The sequence below is a fragment of the Ruegeria sp. AD5 genome (genome assembly GCF_056542345.1).
Genome location: NZ_JBQFZR010000001.1, coordinates 1,529,497 through 1,542,857, shown reverse-complemented (window position 1 = coordinate 1,542,857; position 13,361 = coordinate 1,529,497). Strand labels below are relative to the sequence as shown.

The following is a 13,361-nucleotide window of genomic DNA, read 5'->3' as shown; positions in this document are numbered from 1 at the left end:
GAGCCTCCTGAAAGCCGATGGATAATGCGCAGTCATGCAAAACAGATCCGGTCTGGCAAGCCTTATCGCAGCCGCTGACCCGACTCTGGATCAAACAGCATCGCACGCTCAGGACGAACCGAAAGCCCGATGCGGTCACCGGTCGTACTGCGTTGGTCTTCCCGTTCTTCCACAATCAGCTTATCGCCATTTGGCGTCAGCAGATAAGAATATGAAACACCACCGAGCGCTTCGGTCAGATCAACTGTGCAGGTGTCACCGTTTCGATCCACCTGAATATGCTCGGGGCGAATACCCAATGTTACTTTCGTCGCTCCTTTGGGAACGCTCTCGGTGACCGGGACATCATCAGTAAGTGCAGGGTGCCGCACCATGCCGTCCACGATATCGCACTCAAGGAAGTTCATTGCAGGAGACCCGATGAAACCCGCCACGAACTTATTGTCGGGGTCGCGATACAGGTCCATAGGGGCTCCCACTTGCTCAATCCGACCGTCGCGCAATACCACAATCTTGTCGGCCATGGTCATCGCCTCGACCTGATCGTGCGTAACGTAGATCATCGTCGCGCCGATTTCCTGATGAAGCCGCGCAATTTCAACCCGCATTTCCACGCGAAGTTCTGCATCCAGATTCGAGAGCGGTTCGTCGAACAGGAACACCTCGGGGCCGCGCACAATGGCACGCCCGATCGCGACCCGCTGACGCTGACCGCCGGACAACGCTTTGGGTTTGCGTTTCAGATATTGGTCGAGCTTCAGAATATTTGACGCTTCCTGAACTTTCTGATCGATCTCGGCCTTGGCAACACCGTTCATCCGCAGACCAAATCCCATGTTCTCGGCCACGGTCATATGGGGATAGAGCGCATAGGTTTGAAAAACCATCGCCACTCCGCGTTTGGCCGGATCCACATGCGTGACTTCACGTGCGCCGATATGGATTTCCCCGTCCGAGGTTTCTTCTAAACCCGCGATCATCCTCAACAGCGTCGACTTACCGCAGCCCGAGGGGCCCACGAACACGCAAAACTCACCATCTTCAATCTGCAGATCAATCCCGTGAATGACCTGCGTCTGGCCATACCGTTTGATCGCGCCTTTCAGGGTTACACCTGTCATGTTGCTTGCATCCTATTCTGTTGGCCCTCGGGGAACCGCCACGCCTGTGCTTCTGTGCCGATCTGTTCAGCGACGCGCCGGACGCGCGGCACCCAAGATTGCAATTGCTCGAAATCCATTCGCCCAGTCGATCCTGTCACCGATAGGGCCCCCAACATGCGGCCCCCGTTAGTCAGAATCGGGCAGGCAATGCAGATGATGCCGGGCTCATGCTCTTCATCATCAACTGCGTAACCGCGGCTGCGGATCTTAACGAGATCAGCCCGCAATGCCTTTTCCGAGGCCAAGGTCTTGTCAGTGAACCGATGAAAGCTTTGTTGCGAGATCGTCTTTTCCAACTGTGCCTCGTCCAAATAGGCCATCATCGCTTTGCCAACGCCTGTGCAATAGGCCGGGCCGACCTTGCCGGCCTCGGAATACATCTCAATTGGTCGTTGCGCGTTGCGCTTATCCACATAAAGCACCTGCCCGGAATCAAGTTGCGCCAAGTGCACGGTCTCCCCTGTCTCGGCGCTGAGAGCGTCCAGGAAAGGCCGCGCTATTGGAGCTAATGAGCTATGCGTCCATGCCGAATGCGCCAATCGCACCAATCGCATACCTGGCGAATAGGTCTGCCGTTCCGGTTCGTAGTGCAGCATGCCCTGATTGGTTAGCGACTGCAGAAAACGGTATAGCGTCGCCTTGGGAAATTCACTGCATTCCAGCAATTCCCCGAACCGCACCGGGCGTTCGAAGGCCGCGACCTGTTCCAGCACGTCACATGCTTTTCCTATTGTTCCGTCACCTGCCACGGGTGCCTGTTCTCCTCCACTTTCCCTCGGCTTTGGGCACGAGGGTCTTGACAAGAGTAGCCGAGTCGATGTGTAGTTTTCAATATATAAAACAAGGTTTCAATATTTGAGACCAATATGGAAGCTTAAGGGAGGAAACTATGCATTCCATGTTCAAGCGCACAGCGGCTGCTTTGGCTGCCAGTGTGGCACTTGCTGCGCCCGTCGCAGCAGAGCTGACCGGCGAGCTGCGAATCTTCCTCGATACGTCCAACCCGGCGCCGCGCGCGACGATGGAAGCGATGATCGAGCGATTCGCGGCCGAACATCCCGGTCTGGAAATCGAAACCACCGTGATCGACCGTGAGGCCTACAAGACCCAGATTCGCAACTTCCTGACGGCTGACACGCCAGACGTTGCCACCTGGTATGCAGCCAACCGGATGAAGCCTTATGTTGAAGCGGGTCTTTTCGAAGACGTCTCGGACCTGTGGGCTGAACCTGAAATCGCCGACAATCTGGCCTCGACCAAAGGTGCGATGACCATTGATGGCAAACAGTGGGGCGTTCCGTACACCTACTATCAATGGGGCGTTTATTACCGCAAAGACATCTTTGATGAGCTGGGTCTGACCGAGCCGACCACTTGGGAAGAAGAACTGGCCAACTGCCAGAAGATCGTCGATTCCGGCCGCGCCTGTTATACCATCGGCACCAAGTTCCTGTGGACAGCAGGTGGCTGGTTTGACTATCTGAACATGCGCACCAACGGGTTCGACTTTCACAATCAACTCGCAAATGGCGAGATCAGCTGGGAAGACGACCGGGTTAAGCAGACCTTCGCCAACTGGAAACAGCTGATCGACATGGGCGCATTCATTGACAACCACCAGACATATAGCTGGCAAGAAGCCCTGCCCTTTATGGTCAACGGAGAGGCCGCCGCCTATCTGATGGGTAACTTCGCTGTGGCTCCGCTGCGTGAAGCAGGCCTGACCGACGATCAGTTGGACTTCTATCAGTTTGTCGCCATCAACCCCGATGTTGAACTGGCCGAAGACGCGCCGACCGATACGTTCCATATCCCGGCCAATGCCTCGAACAAGGAAGCCGCGCGTGAGTTCCTGCGTTTCGCAGTCTCTGCGGACGAACAGACCGAAATCAACAACGGTGCAAACCTCGGCCAGTTGCCTGTGAACGCGCAATCCGCAGTGGACGACGACAAGTTTCTGCAGCAGGGCTTTGTCATGCTATCGTCTAACAGCCCCGGCGGTGTTGCACAGTTCTGGGACCGCGACGCACCAGCGGAAATGGCAAAAGTGTCGATGGAAGGCTTCCAGGAATTCATGGTCAAGCCGGACAACGCTGACAAGATTCTGGCCAAGCTGGAACGTGCGCGCGAGCGCATCTACGACAACTAAATCTTGTCCAGGGTCGGGCTGAAGCCCGGCCTACACCTTGCACAATAGTAGGGCGGGCTTCAGCCCGCCTTCACCCACCAGATCCGAGATGCCCATGACCGCTGCCGTTGACGCCCCCGAGCAAGAAAGCTGGTTCCACAGAAACCAACAGCGCATCGCGCCCTGGCTGTTTTTGGCTCCGGGTCTGTTGTTCTTCATGGTCTATGTGATCATCCCGGTCTTTCAGTCTTTCAATCTGTCTCTTTATGAATGGGACGGTTTAGGTGCAGCTGAATATGTCGGCTTTCGAAACTATGAAGATCTGTATTGGGAATGGGTGGACCGCGACGCTTTCTACATCTCGCTCAAGAACAACCTGATCTGGCTGATCCTGTATCTGGCCGCAATCCCTGCAGGCTTGTTTATTGCACTGTTCCTGAACCAGACGGTCTGGGGCATCCGCCTCTACAAGTCTTTGTTCTTCTTTCCCTTCGTCATCTCTCAGGTCGTCGTTGGGCTAGTATTCACATGGTTCTACGACCCAACCTTTGGCCTTCTAAACGAATTCCTAAGCCTCTTTGGCCTCGGTCCACTGAACGTGCTGGGGGATGAGCGCTTCGTAACCTACGGCATCATCTTCGCAGGTCTATGGCCACAAACGGCCTATTGCATGATCCTCTACCTCACCGGCCTTAACGCCGTCGACCCCGAACAGATCGAAGCCGGGCGTCTGGACGGCGCAAAAGGTGGGCGAATGCTGTGGCACATTATTCTGCCGCAGCTGCGCCCGGCAACCTTCATCGCATTCGTTGTGACAATCATCGGCGCGCTGCGCAGCTTTGACCTGATCTCGATCATGACACAGGGCGGTCCTTTTGGCTCGTCCCGCGTGCTGGCCTACTACATGTTCGAGGTCGCGCTGTCCGAATACGGCTTCCGCATGGGATATGGCGCAGCTATCGCTGTGATCCTGTTCCTGATTATGCTCTGCTTCATCGCCTACTTCCTGTGGTCGATGTACCGCGAAGAAAGGGGGCACTGAGATGTTTCCCAAACCGATCGAAAAACAACCCCGTGCGGCACAGATCACTTATCAGGCGATGTTGCCTCTGGCACTGCTACTATGGCTGGGGCCCCTTTTGGCGGTCGCACTTTTCTCGGTCAAACCAGCCGCAGACTTCACCAATGCGAATTACTGGGGGATGCCGTCCAGTTTTGAGGGCGCGTTCAACTATGGTCAGGTCTTTTTCAATTCGGATATGCCACGTTACTTGATGAACTCGTTCCTGATCACCGTACCAACGGTAATCGGGGCCGTTGCGCTCAGTTGCATGACAGGCTTCGCGCTGGGGATCTACAAATTCAAATCGAACCTCTGGATCTTCTTCATGTTTGTGGCGGGCAATTTCGTACCCTTCCAGATCCTGATGGTCCCTGTGCGCGATCTCACGCTGGAGTTGGGCCTTTACAACACCAAAACAGGGCTTGTGCTATTCCACATCGCCTTCCAGACCGGGTTCTGCACGCTCTTCATGCGAAACTTCATCCGCGCCCTGCCTTTCGAGTTGATCGAGGCCGCACGGGTCGAAGGCATAAGCGAATGGCGGATCTTCTGGTATGTCGTTCTGCCATTGATGAAGCCTGCGATTGCCGCACTCAGCGTGCTGATCTTCACCTTCATCTGGAACGACTATTTCTGGGCCGTTGTGCTGACCCAAGGGGCCGAAAGCCAACCTGTCACGGCAGGGATAACCAGCTTTAACGCGCAATTCCGCGCCGCCTATCAATTGATGAGTGCCGGTTCTATCGTGGCAGCCCTGCCGCCTGTGGCCATGTTTTTTCTGATGCAGAAACACTTCATCGCGGGCCTGACCCTCGGTGCCGTAAAATAACGTCAAACCAGAGGTTTACCTCATGACAAAGATCACCTTTGTAGGTGCGGGTTCCACGATCTTCATGCAGAATATCGTGGGCGATGCCCTGCTCACCCCTGCTCTGGCTGACAGCCACTTCGCTTTGATGGATATCGATCCGGTACGCTTGGCCGAAAGTGAGGCCGTGGCCAAGGCTATGATCCGCTCAGTCGGCGCTGGCGCGACGGTCTCGACCCACACGGATCGCCGTTCCGCTCTGGATGGCGCTGATTTCGTGATCACGGCCTTTCAGGTTGGCGGATATGAACCTTGCACGGTGACCGATTTCGAAATTCCAAAGCAGTACGGCCTGCGCCAAACTATCGCTGATACACTGGGCGTGGGTGGCATCATGCGCGGTTTGCGCACCGTGCCGGTCCTGTGGGGCGTCGCGCAAGACATGATGCAACTCTGCCCTGATGCGACGCTGTTACAATACGTAAACCCGATGGCGATCAACACTTGGGCACTGGCCGAGCGCTTCCCTGCGCTGAAGCATGTGGGTCTGTGCCATTCTGTCCAGAATACGGTCGAGGAACTGGCGCATGATCTAGATCTGCCCAAGGCAGATATTCGCTACAAAGTCGCAGGTATCAACCACGTCGCGTTCTTCCTAAAGCTTGAGCATGAGGGCCGCGATCTTTATCCCGCTCTGCGCCAGGGCTATCGCGCCGGGCACTTGCCCAAGCCTCCGCTGCTCATGCCGCGCTGTCCGAACAAAGTGCGCTATGAGGTAATGGACCATTTGGGATACTTCTGCACCGAAAGTTCCGAGCATTTTGCAGAATACGTTCCTTGGTTCATCAAAGACGGTCGCAATGACCTGATCGAACAGTTCAGCATACCGCTGGACGAATACCCGACCCGCTGTGTCGAGCAGGTGGCCAATTGGAAGGAACAGGCCAAGACCCTGACAGATGGTCGGAACATCGAAGTAACCCGAAGCCATGAATTCGCCGCCGACCTTATGAACGCAATCGTGACAGACACGCCGTACACAGCCTACGGTAACCTGCCAAATACGGGTCAGACTCCGCAATTACCCCTAGGTGCAGCGGTTGAAACGCCGTGTCTGGTTGACTCGAATGGCGTCCAACCTTCCGTGGTCACGGATATCCCGCCACAACTGATCGCGTTGATGCGGACCCAGATCAACGTACAAGAGCTAACGGTTCGCGCGCTGACCGAAGAAAACCCCGAATACATCTATCACGCCGCAATGATGGATCCCCATACTGCGGCCGAGCTGGATCTGCGCCAAATTCGCGGCCTCGTCACCGATCTGCTTTCTGCCCATGGCGATTGGCTGCCAGATTGGTGCCGCCCCGCCCGCGCAGCTTAATCTTCGTCTTCTCAAAAAACACTCAATTCCAACGCCAGACAGACAGAGCCAATAATGACCAAGAAACGCCGTTCACAGCATTGGTACGGAAAACTCGATAAGGACGGGTTCATTCACCGGTCCTGGATGAAAAACCAGGGCTTTCCGGATCACGCTTTTGACGGGCGCCCCATCATCGGCATCTGCAACACATGGTCGGAACTGACGCCCTGCAATTCGGGCCTTCGTGATCTAGCCGAAGGCGTGAAACGGGGCGTGTGGGAGGCGGGCGGCTTTCCAGTGGAATTCCCCGTTATGTCGCTGGGCGAGACCCAGATGAAACCCACCGCCATGCTGTTTCGCAACCTGCTGGCGATGGATGTCGAGGAATCGATCCGCGCCTATGGTATCGACGGCGTTGTCCTGCTGGGTGGATGCGACAAGACCACCCCGGGGCAGCTGATGGGTGCAGCCTCGGTCGATTTGCCGTCCATCGTGGTTAGCTCTGGCCCGATGCTGAACGGCAAATACCGGGGTCAGGATATCGGCTCGGGCACTGATGTCTGGAAGTTTTCCGAAGCTGTTCGTGCCGGAGAAATGACACTTCAGGATTTCATGAACGCTGAATCAGGCATGTCGCGTAGCGCGGGTGTGTGCATGACTATGGGCACCGCTAGTACCATGGCCTCATTGGTTGAGGCGATGGGCATGTCGCTGCCCACCAACGCCGCCCTGCCTGCCGTTGATGCCCGCCGCATGGCACTGGCGCATCTGACCGGCAAGCGCATTGTCGAGATGGTGGACGAGGACCTCAAGCCATCAGATATCCTGACCAGGGAGGCGTTTGAGAATGCCATCCTCGCCAATGCAGCCGTCGGAGGATCGACAAACGCAGTGGTCCACCTGTTGGCACTTGCAGGTCGCGTGGGTGTCGACCTGACGTTGAAAGACTTTGAAATCGGATCGGAAATCCCCCTGCTGGTCAATTGCATGCCTTCTGGCAAATACCTGATGGAGGATTTCTGTTATGCAGGCGGTGTGCCAGTGGTTCTGAGCAAACTCAAACCTTTCCTGCGCCCGGCAAGAACAGTTCTGAACAAGGACATCTCGGCCCACTGTGAAGGGGCTGAGTGTTTCAACACAGACGTCATCCGCCCATTTGACGATCCGATAAAACCCGCCGCAGGCCTGCGGGTTCTGCGCGGCAATCTTGCGCCCAACGGTGCCATCGTGAAGCCTTCGGCGGCCACAGATGCACTGCTGGAAACCGAGGCCGAAGCATACGTTTTTGAGAGCATCGAAGATCTGAAAGCCAATATTGACCGCGACGACTTACCAGTAACACCTGAGACCATTCTGGTCCTCAAAGGTTGTGGGCCCAAGGGCTATCCAGGGATGCCCGAGGTTGGGAACATGCCGATCCCGGCCAAGCTGGTCAAAGACGGCGTACGCGACATGATCCGGATCTCGGACGCGCGTATGTCTGGTACTGCATTCGGGACAGTTATCCTGCATGTCAGCCCTGAGGCTCAGGCCGGTGGTACGTTGGCGCTGGTCAAAACCGGTGACCGTATTCGCGTGTCCGCCAGCAAGGGCGAGCTGCAGCTGCTGGTCGACGAAAAGGAACTGGACGCCCGCCGCGCCCTGTGGCAACCGGACGATCCGCATTACTCGCGCGGGTATGCGAAGCTTTATATCGACCACGTGTTGCAGGCTGATCGCGGCGCGGACCTTGATTTCCTTGTGGGCAAAGACACGCGCTTAGTGACGAGAGAGAGCCACTGATGGATCAACCTGCTACATTTCAAGACCTCAACGGAGCCTCTGTTTATATCACCGGCGGCGGTTCGGGCGTTGGTGCAGCGTTGACTGACGGGTTCATGGCCCAAGGGGCTAAAGTTGCCTTTATCGGTCGGTCAGATGCCGGTGAATTTGTCGAACAGATGCGTGACAAGCACGGCCGCGCCCCCTTGTTTTTGCAGGGTGACATGACCGATACCGAGCTGTTGCACGCCACCATGGCCAAAGCAGCTGAAGCCCATGGCCCGATTAAAGTGCTGGTCAACAACGCCGCGAATGACAAGCGGCACTCACTTGAAGAATCTACAACCGAGTTCTGGGACTGGATGATCGAAGTCAACCTAAAGGCCTACTATTTTGCCTGTCAGGAAGCCGCGCGACAGATGAAGGACAAAGGCGGTTCGATCATCAATTTCAGTTCGATCAGTTACCTGATGGGGAACGCAGGTTATCCAATCTATACAAGTTCAAATGCGGCAATCACCGGCATGACACGCTCGTTGGCGCGTGAACTTGGGCCAAATAAAATTCGCGTCAACGCGCTGGCACCGGGATGGGTTCTGACACAGAAACAGCTGGACATGTGGGCCACACCCGAAGATCTGGCTGCGCATATGGATCGCCAGAGCCTGAAAGAGCATCTGACGCCCGAAGACATGATCGCACCAACCCTGTTTCTGGCTTCAAGCGCAAGCCGTGCAATGACCGGGCAGTGCATGGTGGTTGACGGCGGCGTGGTAGGAACGGGGTGACGCTATGAATGTCGAGTGGATCGCTGTTGACTGGGGAACATCTCATCTGCGGGCATGGGCCATGCAAGGTGATAGCGTTTTGGCACAGGCCGCGTCGTCAGATGGTATGTCCCGCACAGCCGTCGGAGGATTTCAGGCAGCCCTGCTGGCTTTGATCGAAGATTGGCTGCCCGGGCTACCGGTAGATGTGATCGCCTGCGGAATGGTTGGGGCACGACAGGGTTGGGTAGAGGCCCCGTATTCTGCGGTTCCATCCGAGCCTATTCCGGTCGTACCCTTCCGCGTTCCAAACACCGATCCGCGTATTCGGGCCTTCGTCGTTCCTGGGCTGAGACAGAACAGCCCCCCCGATGTGATGCGCGGGGAAGAGACGCAGATCGCGGGGTTCCTCTGCACGCATCAGAATTGGGACGGTGTGATTTGCCTACCCGGCACGCATACAAAATGGGCCCAGATCAGTGCCGGAGAGGTGGTCAGTTTCCGAACCTTCATGACCGGCGAGTTGTTTGATCTGCTGCGCGGGCAATCCGTTCTGCAGCATTCAATTGACGAGGGCTGGGACGACGCGAGTTTTACCGAAGCGGTTGCCGACATGCTGTCGAAACCCGAGCAGCTGGCAGCGCGCCTATTCGGGCTACGGGCCGCTGATTTGCTGCACGGTCAAAGCAAGAGCGTTGCACGCGCCCGTCTTTCAGGGTTCCTGATTGGCGCCGAGCTTGCCGCATCGCGGCCCTATTGGCTGGGCCAACAATTGGCGATCATCGGCTCGGAAAGTCTGACCAAGGCCTACGCGACCGCCCTGCAGCAACAAGGTGCCATGGTCGAAACCGCAGACGCCACAATCGCAACACTTGCGGGCCTGTCGCAGGCCCGAACATTAACGAGGCAAACCGCATGAGCCGCCCCATCATCGCCATCCTACGTGGGCTGACCCCTGACGAGGCAATACCCGTCGGTCACGCCCTGCTGGAAGCGGGAATTGACCGGATTGAGGTTCCGCTGAACTCTCCCGATCCGCTGGAAAGTATCCGAGTTCTCGCCTCGGAGATTGGGGACCGCGCGCTTATCGGAGCGGGCACTGTATTAACCCCCGATCAGGTTGACGCGGTTGCCGATGTCGGGGGCAAACTGATCGTTTCGCCAAATTGCGATGTGTCCGTGATCCAACGCTCTGTCGCACTTGGGCTGCAAAGCTGGCCGGGTGTGTTCACCCCGACCGAAGCCTTCGCAGCGCTCCAGGCCGGGGCTACAGGGTTAAAACTTTTCCCCGGTTCGCTTGCCGGTCTTGCAGGGTTGGCTGCGCTGCGCCCTGTTTTGCCGCCGGGTGCTCAGGTCTTTGCCGTGGGCGGTGCAGGCCCCGAGAACTTTGGAGCCTGGATCGAGGCCAGCGCCGACGGCTTCGGAATTGGATCTGCGCTCTATAAGCCCGGAATGTCAGTTGGAGATATAGCAAACCGTGCCCGGCAAATCGTTGCTGCCTATGATGAGGCCGTTGGATGAGTCAGGTCTATGACGACCGCCCCTGCGAATTGGGCGAGGGGCCATTGTGGCACCCTAAACGGCAACAGCTTTTCTGGTTCGATATCATCGGCAAGCGATTGATGACGCGAGAAAATGAACAAGCGCATAGCTGGGCGTTCGATGAACATGTCTCAGCCGCAGGATGGGTAGACCGTGACACTTTGCTGATCGCGTCGGAAACCGGCCTGTGGCGATTTGGGCTTGAGAGTCGAGCCAAAGATTTGATCGCCCCGCTTGAGGTCGACAATCCGGTGACTCGATCCAATGATGGGCGCGCCGATCCTTGGGGCGGGTTCTGGATTGGCACCATGGGCAAACAGGCAGAAGTAGGCGCAGGTTCGATCTATCGCTATTGGAATGGCGAGCTACGGCCATTGGTCCGAGATATCACCATCTCAAATGCAATTTGCTTTGCGCCGGACCGATCCTGCGCCTATTACAGCGATACCGCCACCAAGCTGGTCATGCGTTGGGAACTGGACGCGCAGACAGGCTGGCCCATAGGAAAAGCGGCGGTCTTCCTTGACCTGCAAAGCGAAGATCTGAACCCGGACGGTGCCGTGGTTGATCACGACGGAAACATCTGGATCGCCCAATGGGGTGCCAGCCGGGTTGCAGCCTATACGCCCGGCGGTCAATTCCTGAGAGCGGTTGGTTTCGATGCCAAACACACTTCGTGCCCGAGTTTTGGTGGTGATGACCTGACTACACTGTTCTGCACCACCGCCCGCCAAGGGCTGGACGCGGACACTCTTGTAAGAACGCCGACGAATGGCATGACACTCACCGCGCCAAATGTGGCGCAAGGTCAAGCTGAACACAGAGTTATACTATGAAGCCGGAACTTGGCGTTTGCTATTACCCTGAACACTGGCCCGAAGAAAACTGGGCTCAGGACGCCGCGCGCATGGTCGAGACTGGCTTGAAATGGGTCAGGATCGGCGAATTCGCCTGGAGCCGAATGGAACCCACTGCTGGAGACCTGCAATTCGACTGGTTGGATCGCGCGATTGAAACCTTGGGTGCGGTAGGGCTGAAGATTGTGCTGGGCACCCCGACGGCAACACCTCCGCGATGGATGCTGGACAAGCATCCCGACATGCTGGCTGTGGATGCTGATGGCAATCTACGCAAGTTCGGCTCACGCAGACATTATTGCTTTAGTCACACCGGCTATATCGACGAATGCAAGCGGATCACGAAGATCATGGGTCAGCGCTATGGCCGCAACCCGCATATCGCTGCTTGGCAAATCGATAACGAATATGGCTGTCACGATACGACGCTCAGCTATAGTGCTGCGGCGTTGTATGCTTTTCACCGCTGGCTGGCGAACCGATACAACTCGATCGACGCGTTGAACGATGCCTGGGGGAATGTGTTCTGGTCGATGGAATATAACAGCTTCGATCAGATCGAGCTGCCGAACCAGACCGTGACCGAGCCCAACCCGGCACACGTCTTGGCGTTTCGCAGGTTCAGTTCGGATCAGGTGGTGGCGTTCAACAAGGCCCAGGTCGATGCGCTGCGGCCGCTAACGGATCAACCATTGCTGCACAATTACATGGGGCGCGTGCTGGAATTCGATCATTTCGATGTAGGCAGGGATTTGGACATCGCGACGTGGGACAGCTATCCGATTGGCTTCCTGTCGGATCGGTTGGAAGTGGGCGAGCCGCACAAGACTGCATTTCTGCAGCAGGGTGATCCGGACATGCAGGCCTTTCACCACGACCTATACCGCGCCGTCGGTCGAGGCCGTTGGTGGGTCATGGAACAGCAACCCGGTCCAGTGAACTGGGCCCCCTACAACCCGGCACCCCTACCCGGCATGGTGCGCCTCTGGTCGCTTGAGGCGGTGGCCCATGGGGCCGAAGTGGTCAGCTATTTCCGCTGGCGGCAAGCGCCATTTGGGCAGGAACAGATGCATGCCGGTCTACTTACCCCGCATGGCGACGAAGCACCCGGTTTGGCAGAGGCGCGTCAGACCGCCGATGATCTGGCCGCGATAGACACGGTTCAGCCTATCCATGCGCAGGTTGCTATCGTCTTCGATTATGCATCTGATTGGGCCTGGACAACGCAGCCTCAGGGCGCGGGGTTCGATTATTTCCGGCTCGTATTCTCTGCCTACCGCGCGCTGCGGCGCGCTGGGTTGTCGGTAGATTTCGTGCCTCAGGACGAGGTCGGCAAGGAGCACTATAATCTGATCCTAGCACCGGGCCTGGCTGCCTTAGGCGATCTTGAACAAAGGCTAATACAAGGGTGTAATCTTGCTGTTCTGGGACCGCGCAGCGGGGCAATCACCGCAGATTTTCAGATCCCTGATTCGGGGCGCCCAGGTCTTGATGGCCTCAGCAGCCATGTCGATCTGATCGAAACTTTGCCACCCGGCGCAACCCGTATTGTCGAAGGGGGTGGTGGTGCGGAACATTGGGTTGAGCGCTTGTCAGGCTCTGCCCAAAATTTGCTCTCTTTCGCAGATGGCACTGCGGCGTTGCATGGCGGTGCTGGTCTTTGGTACCTAGCAGGGTTCCCCGATGGGGCCCTTTGGGATCGCGTCATAGCCATGGCAGCCCAGAAAACGGGTCTGGCGCTCCATCCGATGCCCGAAGGGCTGCGACGGCGCGAGACGCAGTCGCACGAAGTGCTGATCAACTATAATGCGCATTCAGTGACATGGGACGGCCAGCAGATCGAAGGATGTGATGTCCTGTTCAGGACGCGCGGTTCATATAAACGTTAATCTAGATACCGCTAACA

General features: G+C 56.9%; 12 protein-coding genes. 10 read left to right on the top strand and 2 right to left on the bottom strand.

Translation table 11 applies throughout. The features are described from left to right. Window positions 1-62: 62 nt before the first annotated feature. Together ACR0JG_RS07420 and ACR0JG_RS07415 are read right to left on the bottom strand one after the other, a co-directional pair. The gene (locus ACR0JG_RS07420) at window positions 63-1,121 is read right to left on the bottom strand and encodes a sn-glycerol-3-phosphate ABC transporter ATP-binding protein UgpC (protein WP_170732739.1); all 1,059 of its coding nucleotides are present in this window, start codon (window positions 1,119-1,121) and stop codon (window positions 63-65) included. Next, on the bottom strand, window positions 1,118-1,912 hold the full coding sequence (locus ACR0JG_RS07415) for an IclR family transcriptional regulator (RefSeq protein ID WP_170611666.1): 795 nt from the start codon (window positions 1,910-1,912) through the stop codon (window positions 1,118-1,120). The genes ACR0JG_RS07420 and ACR0JG_RS07415 overlap by 4 nt, the downstream gene beginning before the upstream one ends. Before the next feature lie 140 nt (window positions 1,913-2,052). Between ACR0JG_RS07415 and ACR0JG_RS07410 the strand changes: the two genes are divergently transcribed. The 10 genes from ACR0JG_RS07410 (at window position 2,053) to ACR0JG_RS07365 (ending at window position 13,344) form a co-directional block, all read left to right on the top strand. After that, entirely contained in the window at window positions 2,053-3,312 is a 1,260-nt protein-coding gene (locus ACR0JG_RS07410) for an ABC transporter substrate-binding protein (RefSeq protein ID WP_170394448.1), read from the top strand. A 94-nt stretch (window positions 3,313-3,406) separates the two neighbouring features. Continuing rightward, complete coding sequence (locus ACR0JG_RS07405) at window positions 3,407-4,333, top strand: carbohydrate ABC transporter permease (RefSeq protein ID WP_170394445.1); 927 nt, start codon at window positions 3,407-3,409, stop codon at window positions 4,331-4,333. 1 nt (window position 4,334) lies between these two features. After that, a complete protein-coding gene (locus ACR0JG_RS07400) occupies window positions 4,335-5,183 on the top strand; it encodes a carbohydrate ABC transporter permease (protein ID WP_170394442.1) in 849 nt (282 codons plus the stop codon). 22 nt (window positions 5,184-5,205) lie between these two features. Further along, a complete protein-coding gene (gene melA / locus ACR0JG_RS07395) occupies window positions 5,206-6,546 on the top strand; it encodes an alpha-galactosidase (RefSeq protein WP_480568634.1) in 1,341 nt (446 codons plus the stop codon). 54 nt (window positions 6,547-6,600) lie between these two features. Beyond that, the gene (locus ACR0JG_RS07390; protein ID WP_480568632.1) at window positions 6,601-8,310 is read left to right on the top strand and encodes an IlvD/Edd family dehydratase; all 1,710 of its coding nucleotides are present in this window, start codon (window positions 6,601-6,603) and stop codon (window positions 8,308-8,310) included. Further along, window positions 8,310-9,077, top strand: coding sequence for an SDR family NAD(P)-dependent oxidoreductase (locus ACR0JG_RS07385; RefSeq protein ID WP_480568630.1), 768 nt, complete (start codon window positions 8,310-8,312; stop codon window positions 9,075-9,077). Before ACR0JG_RS07390 ends, ACR0JG_RS07385 begins: the two co-directional genes overlap by 1 nt. A 4-nt stretch (window positions 9,078-9,081) precedes the next feature. Further along, entirely contained in the window at window positions 9,082-9,975 is an 894-nt protein-coding gene (locus ACR0JG_RS07380; RefSeq protein WP_480568628.1) for a 2-dehydro-3-deoxygalactonokinase, read from the top strand. Next, window positions 9,972-10,577, top strand: coding sequence for a 2-dehydro-3-deoxy-6-phosphogalactonate aldolase (locus tag ACR0JG_RS07375; RefSeq protein ID WP_480568625.1), 606 nt, complete (start codon window positions 9,972-9,974; stop codon window positions 10,575-10,577). Before ACR0JG_RS07380 ends, ACR0JG_RS07375 begins: the two co-directional genes overlap by 4 nt. Continuing rightward, window positions 10,574-11,434 (top strand): SMP-30/gluconolactonase/LRE family protein, encoded by an 861-nt coding sequence (locus tag ACR0JG_RS07370; RefSeq protein WP_170511969.1) that lies wholly within the window; start codon window positions 10,574-10,576, stop codon window positions 11,432-11,434. The genes ACR0JG_RS07375 and ACR0JG_RS07370 overlap by 4 nt, the downstream gene beginning before the upstream one ends. Further along, window positions 11,431-13,344 (top strand): beta-galactosidase, encoded by a 1,914-nt coding sequence (locus ACR0JG_RS07365; RefSeq protein ID WP_480568623.1) that lies wholly within the window; start codon window positions 11,431-11,433, stop codon window positions 13,342-13,344. The genes ACR0JG_RS07370 and ACR0JG_RS07365 overlap by 4 nt, the downstream gene beginning before the upstream one ends. Window positions 13,345-13,361: the final 17 nt, after the last annotated feature.